Raw genomic sequence first — 18,304 nt, forward strand, 5'->3', positions numbered from 1 at the left:
GGGTTATTGTGGTATTTAAATTTTTATATATTTCTCTTTCTTTCCTTCTCAATTCACAAGATGTAAACGATTGCAAGAAATGTTTAAAAAAAATCTCTTCTAAGATCTTACCAACTTCAACATGTATATCTCTCTGAAAAGTAAAACTTTTCTGATCTTTTTTAGAGGATGGAAGATAGGTGACTCTACACACCTATCTTCCTGGTGTAAAATGTAAGTTGATTTGCGCTGAGCTAATTTTGTGCCAAAAACTAACCGATTAATATTATTAAACTAACAATTATCCTAGTACTATAATCATTCCCGAAGTACTAACTTCCATTGCTAAACCTCATTGCAAATCAACCTGCAAACAAATTATTGTAATATATATCGAGATGCTAATTCTCTATATTCTTCAACTTGATTCTCTTCCCAAGCCTTATCGTAGCCTAGCTCTTTAGCTAATAATTCCGCTACTTTGGGAGCCATTTTTATACTTTCTTCGGCATCTAATAACAAACATCTGGTTCTACGAGATAAAATATCTTCAACAGTTCTAGCCATTTCGTATCTTGCTCCCCAAACTACCTGTGCATTGATTACCTTTAATTTTTCACTTAAGTATTCTGCTAATCCTTCTTCTTCTTTCGCAATACTTAGTATTTTTTCTTCATCTGCTCCGTAGAAATACATTGGATTTTTTAAATCAACATTTTTCTTATAGCCATGTATTTTTAAGTTTCGCGTTACTGATTTCTTTTCAGGTAGACCTCCTGTATTTGCTACCGTATTCATAACATCCTCTGCCATTTGACGGTAAGTAGTCCATTTACCTCCGGTAAGTGTTACCATTCCAGATTTTGAAACTACAATTTTATGTCCTCTCGAAATCTCTTTGGTTTTCTTTCCTTCTCCACTTGGTGCAGCTAATGGTCTCAAACCTGCAAATACACTTCTTACGTCTGATCTTTTAGGAGGTTTCGCTAAAAAGCGTCCTGCTGTTTCCAAAATGAAATTTACTTCTTCTTCCAAAGCTCTTGGCTCTAATTCAGCCGTATCTTTATGTACATCAGTCGTTCCAACTACTACTTTATTATGCCAAGGGACTGCAAATAACACACGTCCATCTGATGTTTTTGGGATCATTAATGCATAATCACCTGGAATAAATTCCTTATCTAATACCAAGTGTACTCCTTGGCTAACTTTTACGATATCACGGGCTTTTGGCTCATCCATTTTGATGATTTCGTCAACAAAAACTCCCGTAGCATTTAAAACAACTTTCCCTTCTAAAGCGTAAGTTTTACCGCTTTCCATATCTCTTACAGATACAGCATTCACTTTACCATTTGATTTTTGAATTCCCTCAACTTTCATATAGTTAAGTGCAACGCCTCCATTTTCAACAAAGGTCTGACACAAATTAATTGCTAATCTAGCGTCGTCAAATTGTCCATCATGGTATACAACTCCACCGCAAAGGTTTTCACTCTTAAGTGTCGGAATGTATTTTAAAGTACGTTTCTTAGAAAATGGTAAAGAACGGCCATAACCTAACTTACCTGCCATTAAATCATACATTGTAAGTCCTAAGGTATAGTAAGGAGTTCCCCACCACGTGTAATTAGGAATGATAAATGACTGATCTTTTACAAGATGTGGAGCATTCTGCTTCATTAAGCCTCTCTCCCTTAGTGCTTCTAATACAAGAGAAATATTTCCTTGTGCTAAGTAGCGAACTCCTCCATGGACTAACTTCGTACTTCTGCTTGATGTTCCTTTAGCAAAATCATCTTGTTCTAAAAGTAAAGTTTTATAACCTCTTGTTGCCGATTCGATAGCTGATCCTAAACCTGACGCACCACCACCAACGATGATCACATCCCACTTACGATCTAAACTCTCAATCTCTCTAATCATCTTATCTCTTTTCATATCAGCTCAATAAATTATAAATTATCTTTTTATGAACTTCTAAAGTTCCTTTTCCCAGAACTCCCAAATACTTCCATATGTATTTTCTTCATCTCGAACATTATTGCCTTTCTGTACTGTCAAAATGTCGAGGAAAAAATCGTAAAGTCGATTCCCTACTTCTAAATCAAATCTTTGATCTTCCATTGTCGAGTAATTTTATATAACAAAATAAATCCGTTTGCAAAGTACATTGTATAACTATGTAGCTTTTGAAAAAAATTGGAAGTATTACTTCCAAAGAGCTTTAACTGAGAAAGAGTAAGAACTACTTCCTTTTTGTAAACCCCTCGATACAAAGCTAAATAAAATACTTAGCTTTACAAGGTACGTAGCATTAAAATTGCTAATTTTTATTTAGACTAAAGTTTACAATACACCTAAATAGTATTGACTAATAGAACTTTAACCTTCTAAATAAATGTTAAAATATCTTAATTTAAAAAACCAAAACCGATTTAAATCAAAAAGAGCCGTACTTAAAAAGTACGGCTCTCAATATATTTTACCTAGAAATTAGTCTTCCGAATCCAACCAATTAAGGGATCGGTTAACTGCTTTTTCCCAATACTTTTTATGATGTTTTACTGTTTTTTCATCCATTTTCACATTAAATTCATTCGCAACTTTCCATAAACCACGAATTTCATCCATGTTTTCCCAAAAACCAACACCTAAACCAGCTAAATATGCCGCTCCCATCGCCGAAATATCCTTTATTTCCGACTGTACAACAGGTATATCAAAATAATCTGATTGATATTGTAGTAAAGTATTATTGACCATTGTTCCACCAGCTCTAAGTTCCGTGAAACTAATACCTGAATCTGCCTCCATGGTCTTTAAAACATCCGTAGATCTATGAGCTATTGACTCCAAAGAAGCTCTCGCAATATGTCCAATACTCGTGCTCATATTTAAACCCCAAAAGGTTCCTCGAGCATATTGATCCCAATAAGGTGCACCTAGGCCAGTAAAAGCAGGTACAATATAAATACCTCCATTATCTTTTTCTGAAAGGGCTAGTTCCTCAATTTCTTCAACAGAATGTATCAAGTTCATTTGGTCACGAAGCCACTGAATAACAGCACCTCCAATAAACACACTCCCCTCCAAAGCATAAGTTACTTTATCTCCAATTTGCCAGGCAATTGTTGTTACCAAATCATTATTCGATCTTACAATTTGATCGCCTGTATTCATCAAGATAAAACAGCCTGTGTTATAGGTATTTTTAACCATCCCCTTTTCATGGCACATTTGTCCAAAAAGTGCAGCTTGCTGATCACCACAAATACCTGCAATTGGAATATTAGTACCAAACATTGATCTTCTAGTTGTTCCATATACTTCACTCGAAGTACTAACTTTCGGCAGTAAAGATGCTGGAATATCTAACAAGTCAAGAAGTTCCTGATCCCATTTCAAATCGTGAATATTAAACAACATGGTTCTACTGGCGTTGGAAACATCTGTTACATGACATGTACCTTTAGTTAATTTCCAAATTAACCACGAATCAACAGTTCCAAAAGCAAGCTTACCTTCTTCTGCTTTTTGTCTAGCTCCGGGAATATTGTCCAACAGCCACTTAACCTTAGTTCCTGAAAAGTAAGCATCTAAAATTAAGCCCGTTTTTTCCTTTATTTTATCAGCTAAACCTCTTTCCTTAAGTTCATCGCAATACTGCGACGTTCTCCTGTCTTGCCACACAATGGCATTTCCAATTGGTTTGCCAGTTTCTTTATCCCAAAGAATAGTTGTTTCTCGCTGATTGGTGATACCAATAGCTTTTATGTCTTTTGCAGTTAAGCCTGCTTTCTCGATTACTTCTTCGGCCACTGAAGCCTGAGAATACCAAATTTCGTTAGCATCCTGTTCAATCCAACCTGGCTTAGGGTAATATTGTTCGTACTCCTTTTTTACTTGAGCAACAATTTCACCATCCTTATTAACAATTAAAGCTTTCGATACAGAAGTTCCTTGATCCAAGGATAAAATATAGCTTTTCATACCTTTACAATTGACTGGTTTTCATAAAATTATCACACACTCTCTAGAATCCTTGTAATCGAAAGATTTAAAGAATCTACATACTCTTTCATAACCTTTAAATGAGCCGTTCCCTCATCGGTAAGTTTATAATATTTTCGAGGTATACCTGTATCCATTTCAGCCCATTCGGACGTAACCAGTTTTTCTTTCTTCAACCTGTTTAGAAGTGGATATATAGTTCCTTCAGCAATTTCAAGTGAGGTAAACTGGTTCATATCACTTATGAGTTCGTAACCGTAACAAGGACGTGAGCGCAATAGTAAAATGATAATATATTCAAGTAACCCCTTTTTATATTGGGATTTCCATTTGGCAATAAAATATAAGTTAATGTCTTCGTTCATAGTTTAACAAACATATAAAAAAACACCTAGTTTTACAAGATACTTTGTAAAAACAGGAAACTTAATAAATAAGTTAGAATTCAATTTCGACCATTAAAGTAGACTATATTTTCATATTACTGAACAAAACAAAGTATTATTTTAAGGAAACCTCAACCCGATAATTTGTTTCCTTTTGTTGATCCGAAATATTCTTTAAATCAGATGTACTCACATCAAAACAGTCAATAGGAAGCAATAAACTATCCTTCATATAGTTGCGAAGATTTGAATTTCGATCTTCCAGTTGTTTTTCAAACAATTTGTCCAACTCTTGTTCTCCAATCATCTTTACACAATTAGAGATTAATGAATCCTGATTTATTGGAGCTAGCGCTTGATTAATAAAACTATGAAATTCAATATTATTTCTAGCCCAATTAAATAATTCATCAGCTTTCATTGAAATTTCACCCTGCCCGTTATTTTTATAAAATAAATTAGCACATTCCTGTATTGCAAACAAATTTCTTTCTTCTTCCGGATTTGTTTCCTGAGTAAACGAAAACTTCAACTCAGTCTTCTTTTTAGAAATTTTTGCAATTTGCTTCAATCGCTCTTTTTGAATATCATTTACATGACTCTCCAAATAATTAAACGGAAGCGATTTGATGTTATCTGGATTTGTTCCTGTCAAACTTCCTAACATACCGAATGGCTTGGTAGCTGTTTTCACTAAAAAGTTCATTAACGTTTTCCAAATAATTTTCCCTACTCCAAACTTCGGGTCCTGCGGATTACCACTCACAGGTAGATCAAAGGCTATAATATCGTTCTGATCTTTTAGCAAATAAAGAGCTAAACGAACTGGAGTTTTTATCGTATTCGGATCCTTTGTTTTATTCCCAAATTCAATTTCAGAGATTCTTAAATTATTCTGATTTGTTAATTGAGTTGGCGTCATATCAATACTACAAGAATAATTAAATTTACCTTGTGTTATTGGTCTGGCAATATAATATTCTGTATATGGCGAAAAACTCATTAAATCCATTTGTTTCACCTTTCCCTCGAAATCAAAATCAAAGTAATTTATCAAACTAAAATTCAGTTTGCCTGATGAATTTCCACTTCCATTTAAATTCATTGAATACTTTACAGGAACGCTTGTTGCTTTCTCTGTAATTTTGCCCATTTCCACAGCCATATTACTCAAGGAATAAACAAATTTTCGATTTAGGGTATTGTCTTCAAATTCCACAAATCCATTTGAAAGTATTAGCGTATCAATTTGATAATACAATGGGGCAGATTCCTCTTCAATAACAATTGAGTCAGTCAACAAACTATCTGAAATCATTACCGGCTCAAAAATAGTCTCAATATTACTTTTATCTGTATTTAGTGCGGTATATAATTCTACAGAATCAAGCTCAATACTAGCAATTTCATAATGAGATGACCCTAAATTAATCGAATCCAAATTCACGTTTACTGTTTTTGCAGCAACAAACCGTTTATCTTTCTCATCAGTCAACTCAAAATCATTTAACTTCACAAGACCATCAATGATCACATCCTTAAAATTACTCATACTACCATCTATATGAAGTTGAGTATTCACCTTTCCTTGTAGTGAATTAACTCTCATATATTCTTTAAGGTAAGCCACAAAAGGACTAATATCAATATTGCTTACACCTAAATCGATAGAATAGCGTTCTGTAGCATGATCAACATCAGCACTAATATATACATTACCTTCTTTCCCCATTGAAAAATCAACACCCATTTCTGATTTTTCATTGTTCCACGCGATTAACGGCAAGGCTAGATTAATATCTTTTAAATCAATCTCATTATCCTTATCGGTATCCATGTATCTAAGGGCACCATTTTTAAACTCAATATTATGAATGGCAAACTTAAGTATCCGCTTATCTTCCTGAATATCAACACTATTCACTTCGACTTCTTGTTCTTCTATCAGATCATCAAAATTAAATCCTTGCTCGTTCTGAATAACTGAAAGATCCAATCCATCCAGGTAAATTTCACTTACAGCATATTCTCCTGCAAGTAAGCTCCATGGACTAACATTTATATACAATTCATCAAAGGCAACAAATAAATCTTTTTCATTTTGTTCGTACAGTTTAAAACCAACTACCCGAACCGCTACTTTTGCATAATTAAAATGCAATTCTGTAAGCTCCAGCTTACGCCCTACTAACTCTTTAGAATTTTTATTAATCCAGTATTTCACTGCAGTTGAAAGCAATAAAAAAACAAGAAAGAGTACAAATAAAATTGAAACTCCTATTATTCTGCCCTTGGTAATTTTCATCATAAAACCTTAAAATATATTCCAACAAAAATAAGAATTACATCATATACTTTTCATAAAATTCCATTTAATATTCTCCAAAATGCACAAAAAAAGGGAGACCAAAGCCTCCCTTATATAAAACCACATTATATGGTCTAATGATTGTAAACATGAACATCTCTCTGAGGAAATGGGATACCAATATTGTTCTTATCGAATTCTTTCTTAACGGTCTCTTGCATAAAAAAGAAAACAGTCCAATAATCAGCAGCATTTACCCATGCTCTTACTGTAAAATTAACAGAACTATCTGCTAATTCAGAAACAGCTATAAAATGAGCAGGATCTTTCAAAACACTTTCGTGATTAGCTAACAAACCATCCAAAATACCTTTGGCTTTATCAATATCATCAGTATAACCAATTCCAAAAGTCATATCCACTCTACGTGTTGGTTGAGTTGAATAATTAACCATTGAACCTGTTGACAAACCACCATTAGGAATAATAATTGTTTTATTATCTAACGAAAGCAAAATCGTATTAAAAAGCTGAATTTCCTGAACAACACCAAGATACCCTTGAGCTTCTAAAACGTCTCCTACTTTAAAAGGCTTAAAAATTAAGATCATAACTCCACCTGCAAAATTTTGCAAGGTTCCCGACAAAGCCATACCTACGGCTAAACCAGCTGCTGCTAATATTGCAATAAAAGAAGTCATTTCAACTCCCACCATTCCAACAACGGTAATAAATAACATCACCTTTAACAAGATTGTTAACATACTCATAAAAAATGGTCGCAAGGTTGCATCCACATTTCTACTTTCCATTAAGCGTCCTATTCCTTTACAGATAATTTTAATAATCCACAATCCAACAAGGAGAGTTACAATTGCCAATAATAATTTTGGAGCGTACTCCATTGCCATATTTACTAATTGGTCAGATTTTCCTATAATAGCGTCAAAATCCATTTTCTTTTTTATTTTAGTGATTATTTAATAAACATTTCAAATTCTACTCTTCTATTAAGAGCCCTACCCGCTGCAGTAGCATTGGTTGCAATTGGCTCAACTTCACCAAAACCTTTTGCTACAATTCTATTCGCATCGATACCTTTTTCGGTTAGGAATTTTTTAGTTGCATTGGCTCTCTTTTCTGATAAAATTCTATTCATTTCATCTTTACCTTGGCTATCGGTATAACCAGAAATCTTTAAAGAGTATGCTGGGTAGTTGTTCAAAATTTCAACAACTTCATCTAAAATTTTTCTAGACTTAACTGTTAAAACGTCTTTACCTGAAGAGAAATGAACATTTTTAGCTGCAAACTCAAGCTCTTTTTGCACCTCAGCCTTAACTTCTGGGCAACCATAATTACTTGACAAACCAGCAACTTCAGGACACTTATCTTCCTCATTTACTACACCATCTTTATCATTATCAAGTGCACAACCGTTTACATCCACTTTATAACCTGGCTTCGTTGTTGGACATTTATCTTTTGAATCAATTACACCATCACCATCAGTATCAGGGCAACCCTCAAAAGCTTTTAATCCTTTTACTGTTGGACACTTATCTTCTGAATCTTGAACGCCATCACCATCAGAATCAGGACAACCATCAAACTGAACTAATCCTTTTACATCAGGACACTTATCCTTTTTATCAGCTACTCCATCACCATCAGAGTCTGGACAACCATCTAACAAAGGATCTCCTGCTAACATTGGACACTCATCCATATAATCGGCTACTCCATCACCATCAGAATCAAGTGGACAACCTTTTTTATCAACAGCAACTCCAGAAGGAGTTCCAGGGCATTCATCTCGCTTATCACTTACTCCATCACCATCAGAATCAGCTGATTTACCAAAACTGTAAATTACACCAATTGTATTGTGCATGAATTTATCATGATACGCCTCAGTATCCCTTTGCTTATTTTTATAACCATCATACTTGTCGTTTAATGGATAGAATATTCCAGATTCGACAGCAACACTCCATCGATCATCTATTTTAAATGTCAATCCTGCTCCATAATAGAAGTTAATGTTGTCATATTTCTGTTTAAAACCTCCTCCCATAACATTGCCTTTCGCATTCATGTTAGTATAACCAAGTCCTGCTACAAGAAAAGGAGAAATAACAGCGTCTTCTTTTAATAGATAACCATTATTGAATTTGTACTTCATGTTTAAATTCGCATTGAACATCCAGTCATCAAAATAACCTAATGTCCCACTCGACTCTACATTAAAGTAACTCAATCGAACAAGTGCATCGAATGAAGGATTTAAATAGCGATTTAGAGTTGCCGACCCGATTAATGGTTCAGTATTTTTGAATTTCCAAAAATCATTGGCAATATCGCCTTTGTAATCATTAAAGTTTAGGTACAATCCTACGCCCCATTTTTGGTCGGCGTTTTGGGCTTTTACTAGCGGGGAAATAAAAATAGCAAGCAATAGTACAATTGCTATTCTTAGGTGTTTTTTATGCATAGTTTAATTATTAGGTAACAATTTATTTAAAAAATATAATCAGGAAATTGATTTCCTTCTACTAAAATTAAATAAATTTAATCTAAATAAAAAACTACATAAAAAAATTATTTCAAAAATTTGATTAACGTAACATTAATAATTTAACAAATTTTAAACTCTCAAAGTAATAACTACTAATTATTTGACAAAAAAAAGGGAAGCAGTAAGCTTCCCTTTTTTTATATCTTAATATCTCGAACTATCATTATTTTTTCTTCTTCTATCTCTAAAAGATTCTTTGCCTCGGTCAGAACCACCACGACTTCGATCAGAACTACCACGACTTCTATCACCTCTGTCACTTCTAGGTCTTCCCTTACGATGACTGCTTTCTGTTGGACGTTCTCCAGAAACTTCAATACGAATTTTTCTGCCACCTACTTCAGCACCAGCAAAACCTTTGATAATTTCTTCTGTGAATTCTTTGGATACATCGAAGAATGAGAAAACACCCTTAAGGTCAACTCTTCCTACATTTTTCCCGCGAACTCCACATTGCTTATGAATCAAATTCAGCAGACTAGGAACATCAATACCATCTTTACGACCAATATTAATGAATAAACGATCTTCAGTACTTTCTGCTCCGTCATTCTGACGAACACGTTTCTGAGTAGAAGATCTCATATTTAAGTCCTGAGCATTCTTATAGTAATCCCAGAATCGATTAAACTCAAGAGAAACGAATTTTTTGATAATATCTTCTCTGCTTAAATCGGCCAATTCACCATTTATAGCTTCGAAATATGTCTCAATATTGTTTTCTTCCAAGCTTACTTCCTTTATACGATTCATAAAGTGAAGCAATTGTCTTTCACAAACTTCTTCTCCATTAGGGATTTTAACTTGTTCGAAATCCATCTTCAATCTGCGAGATAAATCTCTTACTCTTCTTTCGTCACGAGGCGTAACAAGAGCAATTGAAATACCTTTTTTACCTGCACGAGCTGTACGACCAGAACGGTGTGTGTAAAACTCTAACTCATCTGGTAAATTGTAATGAAGCACGTGAGATAAATCATCAACATCGATACCACGAGCAGCAACATCAGTAGCTACAAGTAACTGCAATGATTTGCTTTTAAAACTACGCATGACTCTGTCACGCTGAACCTGAGACAAATCTCCATGTAAAGCATCAGCATTATATCCGTCTTTCATCAGCAACTCTGCAACTTCTTGAGTTTCCTTACGAGTACGACAAAAAATGATACCATAGATATCAGGATAAAAGTCAACAACACGCTTCAACACATTATAACGATCTCTATTGTTCATCAAATAATATTGATGCTCAATATTCTTATTCGTTGTGTTTGCTGTTCCAACAGTAACTTCTACCGGATCAGTCATGTAGTTTTTAGAAATACGACGAACCTCATTGGGCATGGTTGCTGAAAACAACCATGTTAATTTATCATCAGATGTAGAAGAAAGGATTGAATCAATATCTTCCTTAAATCCCATATTCAACATCTCATCAGCCTCATCAAGAATAACATATTCTACTTTTGATAAGTTGATAGCTTTACGTCGTATAAGATCTAACAAACGACCTGGAGTTGCAACAACAACGTGTGCACCTCTTCTAATCTTTCTAATCTGATCGTCGATACTTGCTCCACCGTAAACATTCACAACATTTAAGTTCAAAATGTTTTTTGAGAATATTTTAAGATCATCAGCAATCTGAATACCTAATTCACGTGTTGGAGATAAAATAAGAGCCTGTGGAATCTTCTCATCCGGCTCAATTAATTGTAACAATGGCAGGCCAAATGCTGCCGTTTTACCCGTTCCCGTCTGTGCTAAACCAACAAAGTCACTTCTTCCTTCTAAAAGAACAGGAATTGCTTTTTCTTGAATAGCTGTTGGAGTTGTGAAGCCTAATTCTTTGATAGCTCCTAGGATAGCCTCAGAAAGGCCAAGATTTTCAAATGAATTCATTCTATAAAATTTATGAGCCGCAAAGGTACAAATTAAATAACGAACTCAGCCATCTTTTATAGTATTATACGAATGAAGTAAAAACAAGAAGAACTGAAGAAATAGAAAATATATTTTATACTGAAAATAAAATACTTATAAATCAATTATTTGTATTTGTAAAAAGCCTAACTTCTTACAAGCATAAAAACAAGTTCTGACTTAATTACAGAAGGCAATTCGATCTTTCTTAATTCTAAACTTCTAAGCCAAGCTTCCATTTCCTTCTCTTTTAAACTATACAGCACTTCACGAAATTCATCGATTTGATCATCATTGTAATCATTTTCTTCAAAATTTCTATAAACATCCAATTCTTCATCTTCATAATAAATGATTTCTTCAGACATCTTATTCAACAAGTCCGTTTCACATACTTCGTGAGCCCCACAACATTCTTCCAATGGTTCGGCAGCTACCTCAACCTCTTCTTCTCCTTTGTTCGATTTCCAACGCTGACCAATATAGGTTGTCAGAAATGCGACTCCTGCAATTGCAACAATTGCTATCAATAAAACTTCCATGGCTACAAAGCTAGATATTCACATTTAATAAATCAAAATAATCAAAGACTACTTTTTCACACCAACAAAACGAATTAGCATCGCCTTCCCTTTGTGCAATTCTCCTTCAGATAATTCAGCCTCAAGTTCTTCCAACATCAAAGAATCGAATTCTCTAAAATCATTTCTAATCTCTGCTAAACTATACAGCATATCTTCATTTCTTGGTCCGCCTGTACCTCTTCCAAGTTGAAGCTTAGAAAACACCTCGAGAATAAGAACACCGCCTGACTTTAAAGAATCTGAAAGGAACTGATGTGCAAGTGGCCTATCTTTTGAATGCAGATGCAAGTAGAAAAAACCAATTGCATCGTACTTTTCTTGAACAGTCTCATGATCTAAAATACTCGAAAGATAGAAATCCACCTCAACATTTTGAGATTTTAAAAACTCTTGAGCATTTTCAACAGCTTGATCACTGTAATCAAAAGCATCAACCTTCCAGCCTTGACGAGCAGCATGAGCCGCGTTTCGCCCCTCACCATCTCCAGGTAATAATATTGAAGCAGGCTTGAATCTTGCTAACTGTTCCTCGAAAAACAAATTAGCTGCTGTTCCATAAATATATTTCGATTCAGCATAACGCTGATCCCAATGTTCCTTCATCTATTTATGTCTAAACTTATTTTGAAAGCGCCTTCTCGTATTCTTTTTTGTATAGATTAACCTGATTGGTAAGCTTCTCTATTTCAGCTTCATTCTGCTCTTTTACTTTTCTCAACCAGTTTAATTTTCCATCTTTTTCAAGAATTTCACTTTTCAAGGTGCTTATTTCATCATCCTTTTGCTTTAAAGCATCTAAAGCCTTTCTCGCTTCTGTTGCAACTTTCTTCTTCTCCCATTCAGCTTCAACGCCAGCTGTCTTTATATCTTGGCTCAATTTAGAAGACTCTTGCTTTAGAACACTAATTTGCTTTAACAAACCAGAAATTTGCACATTGTTTTCCTCATTTCTATTTAAAGCAGAATTGTATTTATCTAAAGTTTCCAACAAGCGTACTTTTAGCTCTGTAGTATCAGACGCTAAGCCCATTAACTCAGTACTTAAATCATCAATCTCGGTATTTTTCATTGCATTACTCTCCGACATGCTATTTTTCATCTCGTTATACTCTGATAAAGTTTGATCCAATTTAGAATTCAACTGATTGATTTGTTTTCCTTTTTTAGAATTTTCTTTATCAAGAGCAACAACTTTAGCATCACTACGTCTTTTTGCATATTCCAACTCTTCGTATTTCTTTTTAGATACAACACATGAGAATAGGAATAAAGGAAGTAAGGACAGGGCTAATATTTTCTTTTTCATAAGATCATTTTTTAATAACAGATATGTAAACCAAATCTAAACTTTGTTCGGTAATTTGTCTACTTATAGCAAACGAAGATATTTCTATTTCAACGAAAAATAAACAGATATCATAAAAATTAACATTTTTTATCATGAAAACTGATCATACCCCTTTTCTAAACCTATCATAAACATATCTTTGTAGTATAAACTCAATTCCGAAACGAAAATACAAAATGAAGTTTAAATTTAAATTATCATTTTATGGCAAGAGAATTGATAGTACTTCTAAATATCAATAAGACTGAACAAATACACATACCTATGCAAAAATACTTTATCCTATTACTTTCAACAATATTTCTTTCTCTATCCGCTTTAGCGCAAGAAGATCAAGAAACACCTAAAATAATTCGAATTGTTGGAAAATTAACCAATGACAAAACGAACGAGCCAATTCCTTTCGCGAATGTTGGCGTAATCGGATCCTATATTGGAGCAGCTTCTAATTTAGATGGAATTTTTGAGCTTAAAATACCGGGGAAACTTATAGATCAAACCATACAAGCGTCAGCCGTTGGGTTTTCGACCTTTTCAAAAAGCGTTAGATTGTGCATGGGTGGAGACACCTTAAAAATAGATCTGACCCCTCAAAATTATAGCATTGCAGAGGTTGAAGTGATGGCTGAATCCTTAGTCTTGAAAAAAAGAATTAAAACTGCTATTGAAAGAATTCCAGACAATTATCTTCAAACGCCATTCAATTATGATGTTTATTATCGTTCAGAAAAATTTAAAAACGAGAAGCTAAATCGACTTAGAGAAGCTGCAATTCGCATTTATGATGACAAAGGCTATCAAAGAGCCGATGCATATCAGGTATTTAAAGAAAGAGGATACAAATTTTTGCAAGTTCGAAAAAACTTTGAAACAGCATCTCTGGCCGACGGATCAACTTATTTGGATGAATTACTAGAGATGGACATTGTTCGTGGCCGTGGAAACATTTTAAATGGCAATCATCTTGATTTCTATGATTTAAAACTTGAGCAAATTACAGCCTATGAAAATGACTCTATTTGGGTAATTGGATACAAAAGCAAAAGACCAATATTAAGTAATACCGGAGATTATTACGCAACTGAATATTCGGGTAAACTGTATATTAAAATTAAAGATTTTGCAGTTGTAAAAAATGAAACTCATGTTGTTGCCAGCAATTATTCAACTCAAGGAAGAAGTTTCTACGTAAACGAGGAAAGACAAAAATGGAAGCCGATTAAAGTAGAATATGATTTTAGTGTTACCTACAAAAAGCATTCGGGCAGATATTATTTAAGCTATGTGAATTATAAGCGTCACCACAAAACAAAAGACAAAACGACGCATGACATTTCCACAATGGATGTCAACACCGAAATGTTAATCACAAAAATCAATACAGCTAAACCTGAAATTATTGAAAAAAGAGCCTATTATGAAAATATGCCTTACGATAAAAAATTCTGGGAAAGTTATAATATCATTTTCGATGGAGAATAAGAAAAGAGGCTTCGGCCTCTTTTTTCTTTTATTTAATGATCGCAAATATTAACTGATCAAGAAATTCATCATTTTTATAAACCGCCTTCTTTAGCCTTGCCTCATGAACAAATCCCGCTTTTTCGAGCACTTTTACTGATCCAATATTACCATCAAAAACATTAGCATATAAACGTATAATACCCATTTCGGAGAAAGCATATTCTACCATCTCTTTTACAACAGAAGTCATAATTCCCTTGTTCCAGTATTCGCGCCCAATCCAATACCCCAACTCTGCCGACTTGCAAAATACGTCTTCTTGCATTTCAATGCCAACACAACCTACAACTTCACCATTTACCTCAATTGCCCGAAAGCAACCCTTAACTAGGTTGTTTGCAAAATAAATCCATCTTCTTGCATCGCTATGCGTGTATGGATAGGGAAAACTATTCTTTAAAAACCGAACCACATCAAGATCACTAGCATGTTTTACCAAATCCTTTTCGTCACCTGTTTTCCATTTTCTTAGTTGAATGCAAATTTCATCCGTTTTTGTTATCATTCCTTGTACTTTAAACATGAGGTTTACTACAAGTTCGAGAAAAATAAACAGATATCAATCACAATTATGCAAAAAAAAAGCCGCCTTAAAATAAGGCAGCTCTCTGAAATGTATCGAAGATTTATTCTTCTTCTTTTGTTTCTTCCTCAGTTTCAACTTCAATCAACATATCGTTCTCCTGAAGAATATTATACCATTGGAAGATTTTTTTCATGTCTGAAACATAAACTCGATCTTCATCATAGTTTGGTAAAACTTCTCTCATATAAGCTTTCAACTCATTTCCTGAAGATTTGTGATTAATTGCTTGTCCACCCTCTTCTTTTTCTTTGATACTCTTGAAAACCTCTTGTAATTGAAGATCACCTTCCTCAGTAAAAATAGCGATATCTTCTAAAGCCGAAATTTTTGAAGTCGCATGTGCAGGCATACGTTTCTTATCGATTAAAGATTCTACGATAAAACCACTTTTCGAGTTTGAAACTAGTTTGAACAATCCAGGCTGTCCTGATATAGCTAATATTCCTTTCAACATATTGTCATTTTTTTAGTTGGAAGCACAAAAATAAAATTCCAGTTGATTAAAAAAAACTAAATACTACTCTTTTTTAACCCACAACCTTCAATATTATGCAAATGCTCTTTCTTTTTTTATTTTTTCGTAAGCCTCACTTACTTTTTGAAATTTTTCTTTTGCAGCCTTTTGCACATCTTCACCCAAATAACTCACTTTATCAGGATGATATTTAACAGCCATTTTACGATAAGCTTTTTTCACTTCATCATTCGATGCTTCTCGTGTTAGTCCCAGAATTTTATAACTAGATTCTGTAGACTGTATGAACATCGACTTGATTGAGTTATAATCTCCTGTCTGAATTCCTAAATAGTAAGAAATCTTATCAATGGTAATCAACTCTGAATCCGAAACCTGTCCATCTGCCTGAGCTATTCCAAAAAGAAAGTGCAACAACTGCAAACGAGAAGAATAGTCGAGGTTATGCCCTATTTGTTGACACACTTGCTCTACTGCAATATTTTGCTTTAAAATATCACGAAGCATGGTTATTGCTTCACTAGCGCGCCCTAAACCAAAACTTTTTACCAAGTACGACTTTACGTAATCTAGTTCAACTTTTAGAATTTTGCCATCTGCCTTCATAACAGCAGCTACAAGAATCAATAAACTCATTACAAAGTCACCTTGCCTGGTTGCTCCTCTAGAGTTACCCTTCTCAATTTCTACGCTATCCAATGCTGATCCCAACAACAATCCTAAAATTCCACCCACTGGACCCAAAAAAGCCCAACCAAGTCCACCAGCAATCCATTTTCCGTATTTTCCCATTCTGTGGTATTATTCTAATCTAAATATCTTTCAAAGAAAATAAAAGAAAACCTAAGTAGAAATCGCAAACGCAAAAAAGTGGTTCTCTTAACAAAGTTTAACAGCTAATAGGCTCTACTTAGCCAATAGATCTAATTTCTTTATCGATTAAAACAATTTGAGGAAGAATCAATTCATTATTATTATAAATGACAAAGTCAGATTTTTGAATTCTCTCTACATCAGGTAATTGATTTGCGATTCTTTTCTGAACCAATTCCCTACTCGAAGAATCTCGTTTCATCACTCGTTGAATTCGAATTTCCTCTTCTGCACTCACCGTAATAATTTTATCGAAATTGCGATACAAGCCAGTATCGAAAAGTATTGCCGACTCTTGTATAACATAGCTAAGATGAGCATGCTTATCACTCCACACTTTAAAATCTTCCCTAACTGCTGGATGAACAATTGAATTGATATCACTTAAAGCCTTTGAGTCGTTAAATACAATATCCGCTAAGCGTTTTCGATTTAAATCACCTTTTAGGCTATACACATCTTCTCCAAATCGAGCAGTTAACTTCTTTCGAACATCGCTACTCGTATTCATCAATCTTTTTGCTTCAATATCCGACACATAAACAGGAACACCAAGCATTTCAAAAGCCTTAGCGACAATTGATTTCCCTGAGCCAATTCCTCCAGTCAATCCAACTTTCAACATATTAAAAAGATATAAATGGTAGATCAATCATACTTTACTTAATTGATTTCTTTTTTTCAATAAGATAAGTAACATCTTGTGGATAAAATCGCACATTAGACACGAATGTAGGCTTTCCAATTAAACTAATAGCTAATCGATTGCTCTCTGTAGATAACGTCTGCTTGTAGTCAACCACAAAATCAAAATGGTCTGCAGAAACATTATCGTATCTTTTTAATCCAACAAAATAAGACACTTTTACATCTCTTGGGAAAAGTCTTATTACTAAAGAATCGGGTAAGTTATTTGCTCTTATTAGAACTGTTTTTTTTGCTTCGGTAAATTGCTCCACAGGAACAGTAACCTCAATTTTCTTTTGTAAAAACTCAATGCCTTTCTTCTCCTTTAGATCAACATTCTTTTTTACTGTTTTATCCAAATCTGATAAAACCAATAGTTCAGTCTCTACCTTAAAAATAGTATCTAGTATCGAACTAGGTCCCTTCACAACAACGCTATCTTGACTAAGAGAAATTTCCCCTCCTAACATGTATTGCTGTTCAAAAGCATTCGAAATATTTAATTGAATAGGAACTTTTTTCTCCAAAATTGGTGAAAGTTCAAAAACAATAGTGTCTGGAGATATTGATTGCAATCGGATACTTGAAGACAATTCTTTCTCAAATCGATTTGTGATTTGAGAAGTTAGTAAATGATACTTTTTAATCGATTCATTCTCTAAACGATTATTCGTATACTTATTTACATCAAAAGGATTAGAGAGAAAGGCGGTACTCAATTTGTATCTTAACAGATCAAAGCCAAAAGCGGTAACCTTTAGGGTTAAACGACTTGGCAATTCATTCGTTAAAACTTTACTCTTTGGCAGATTAACATACCTTACCGGGTAATTCACATTGGTTGTGTATTCTTTGCTAAGAGCATTTAGAAACCAAAATATGGTAGCAATTCCCACAAAAAACACATATACAAGTAATTTCTTATTTGATGTGATTTTTTCTGGATCGAAAAACGCTTTTATCTTTTTAAAATCAAAAATATCCAATGCTTAGGGAATTTAAAAAAAAGACTGTGCTCCAAAGAACACAGTCCAGT

Annotated in this window: 17 protein-coding genes; 1 reads left to right on the forward strand and 16 read right to left on the reverse strand. The window is 34.0% G+C overall.

Annotated features, from left to right (window positions below; translation table 11 throughout):
- Positions 1-357 precede the first annotated feature (357 nt).
- From L3049_RS19805 to L3049_RS19855, 11 genes are all read right to left on the reverse strand, one after another.
- Positions 358-1,920 (reverse strand): glycerol-3-phosphate dehydrogenase/oxidase, encoded by a 1,563-nt coding sequence (locus L3049_RS19805; protein WP_275111570.1) that lies wholly within the window; start codon positions 1,918-1,920, stop codon positions 358-360.
- A 39-nt stretch (positions 1,921-1,959) separates the two neighbouring features.
- Entirely contained in the window at positions 1,960-2,106 is a 147-nt protein-coding gene (locus tag L3049_RS19810; RefSeq protein WP_275111571.1) for a hypothetical protein, read from the reverse strand.
- A 369-nt stretch (positions 2,107-2,475) separates the two neighbouring features.
- Positions 2,476-3,972 carry a glycerol kinase GlpK gene (glpK, locus tag L3049_RS19815; protein ID WP_275111572.1) on the reverse strand — a complete coding sequence of 499 codons (1,497 nt, stop codon included), beginning with the start codon at positions 3,970-3,972 and terminating at the stop codon, positions 2,476-2,478.
- 32 nt (positions 3,973-4,004) lie between these two features.
- Positions 4,005-4,358, reverse strand: coding sequence for a PadR family transcriptional regulator (locus L3049_RS19820; RefSeq protein WP_275111573.1), 354 nt, complete (start codon positions 4,356-4,358; stop codon positions 4,005-4,007).
- 136 nt (positions 4,359-4,494) lie between these two features.
- Positions 4,495-6,684, reverse strand: a complete 2,190-nt coding sequence (locus L3049_RS19825; protein WP_275111574.1) for a DUF748 domain-containing protein — start codon at positions 6,682-6,684, stop codon at positions 4,495-4,497.
- A gap of 137 nt (positions 6,685-6,821) precedes the next feature.
- Positions 6,822-7,643: a mechanosensitive ion channel family protein gene (locus tag L3049_RS19830; RefSeq protein ID WP_275111575.1), complete on the reverse strand. Its 822-nt coding sequence runs from the start codon at positions 7,641-7,643 to the stop codon at positions 6,822-6,824.
- Positions 7,644-7,663: 20 nt separating this feature from the next.
- The gene (locus L3049_RS19835; RefSeq protein WP_275111576.1) at positions 7,664-9,181 is read right to left on the reverse strand and encodes an OmpA family protein; all 1,518 of its coding nucleotides are present in this window, start codon (positions 9,179-9,181) and stop codon (positions 7,664-7,666) included.
- Between the two features lie 228 nt (positions 9,182-9,409).
- Complete coding sequence (locus L3049_RS19840) at positions 9,410-11,170, reverse strand: DEAD/DEAH box helicase (protein WP_275111577.1); 1,761 nt, start codon at positions 11,168-11,170, stop codon at positions 9,410-9,412.
- Between the two features lie 167 nt (positions 11,171-11,337).
- Positions 11,338-11,733 carry a hypothetical protein gene (locus L3049_RS19845; protein WP_275111578.1) on the reverse strand — a complete coding sequence of 132 codons (396 nt, stop codon included), beginning with the start codon at positions 11,731-11,733 and terminating at the stop codon, positions 11,338-11,340.
- 48 nt (positions 11,734-11,781) lie between these two features.
- Complete coding sequence (locus tag L3049_RS19850) at positions 11,782-12,378, reverse strand: class I SAM-dependent methyltransferase (protein WP_275111579.1); 597 nt, start codon at positions 12,376-12,378, stop codon at positions 11,782-11,784.
- A gap of 16 nt (positions 12,379-12,394) precedes the next feature.
- The gene (locus tag L3049_RS19855; protein WP_275111580.1) at positions 12,395-13,081 is read right to left on the reverse strand and encodes a GumC domain-containing protein; all 687 of its coding nucleotides are present in this window, start codon (positions 13,079-13,081) and stop codon (positions 12,395-12,397) included.
- Between the two features lie 246 nt (positions 13,082-13,327).
- Between L3049_RS19855 and L3049_RS19860 the strand changes: the two genes are divergently transcribed.
- On the forward strand, positions 13,328-14,605 hold the full coding sequence (locus tag L3049_RS19860; protein ID WP_275111581.1) for a carboxypeptidase-like regulatory domain-containing protein: 1,278 nt from the start codon (positions 13,328-13,330) through the stop codon (positions 14,603-14,605).
- A gap of 28 nt (positions 14,606-14,633) precedes the next feature.
- On the opposite strand, the gene L3049_RS19865 is transcribed toward L3049_RS19860, so the two are convergent.
- The 5 genes from L3049_RS19865 to L3049_RS19885 form a co-directional block, all read right to left on the reverse strand.
- Positions 14,634-15,152, reverse strand: a complete 519-nt coding sequence (locus tag L3049_RS19865; RefSeq protein ID WP_275111582.1) for a GNAT family N-acetyltransferase — start codon at positions 15,150-15,152, stop codon at positions 14,634-14,636.
- A gap of 121 nt (positions 15,153-15,273) precedes the next feature.
- A complete protein-coding gene (locus L3049_RS19870; protein ID WP_275111583.1) occupies positions 15,274-15,687 on the reverse strand; it encodes a DUF5606 family protein in 414 nt (137 codons plus the stop codon).
- Positions 15,688-15,780: 93 nt separating this feature from the next.
- Entirely contained in the window at positions 15,781-16,500 is a 720-nt protein-coding gene (locus L3049_RS19875; protein ID WP_275111584.1) for a TerB family tellurite resistance protein, read from the reverse strand.
- 118 nt (positions 16,501-16,618) lie between these two features.
- Positions 16,619-17,206, reverse strand: a complete 588-nt coding sequence (gene coaE, locus L3049_RS19880; protein WP_275111585.1) for a dephospho-CoA kinase — start codon at positions 17,204-17,206, stop codon at positions 16,619-16,621.
- Positions 17,207-17,240: 34 nt separating this feature from the next.
- Entirely contained in the window at positions 17,241-18,254 is a 1,014-nt protein-coding gene (locus L3049_RS19885) for a YbbR-like domain-containing protein (protein WP_275111586.1), read from the reverse strand.
- Positions 18,255-18,304: the final 50 nt, after the last annotated feature.

It is taken from the genome of Labilibaculum sp. DW002 (genome assembly GCF_029029525.1).
Classification (GTDB): domain Bacteria; phylum Bacteroidota; class Bacteroidia; order Bacteroidales; family Marinifilaceae; genus Paralabilibaculum; species Paralabilibaculum antarcticum.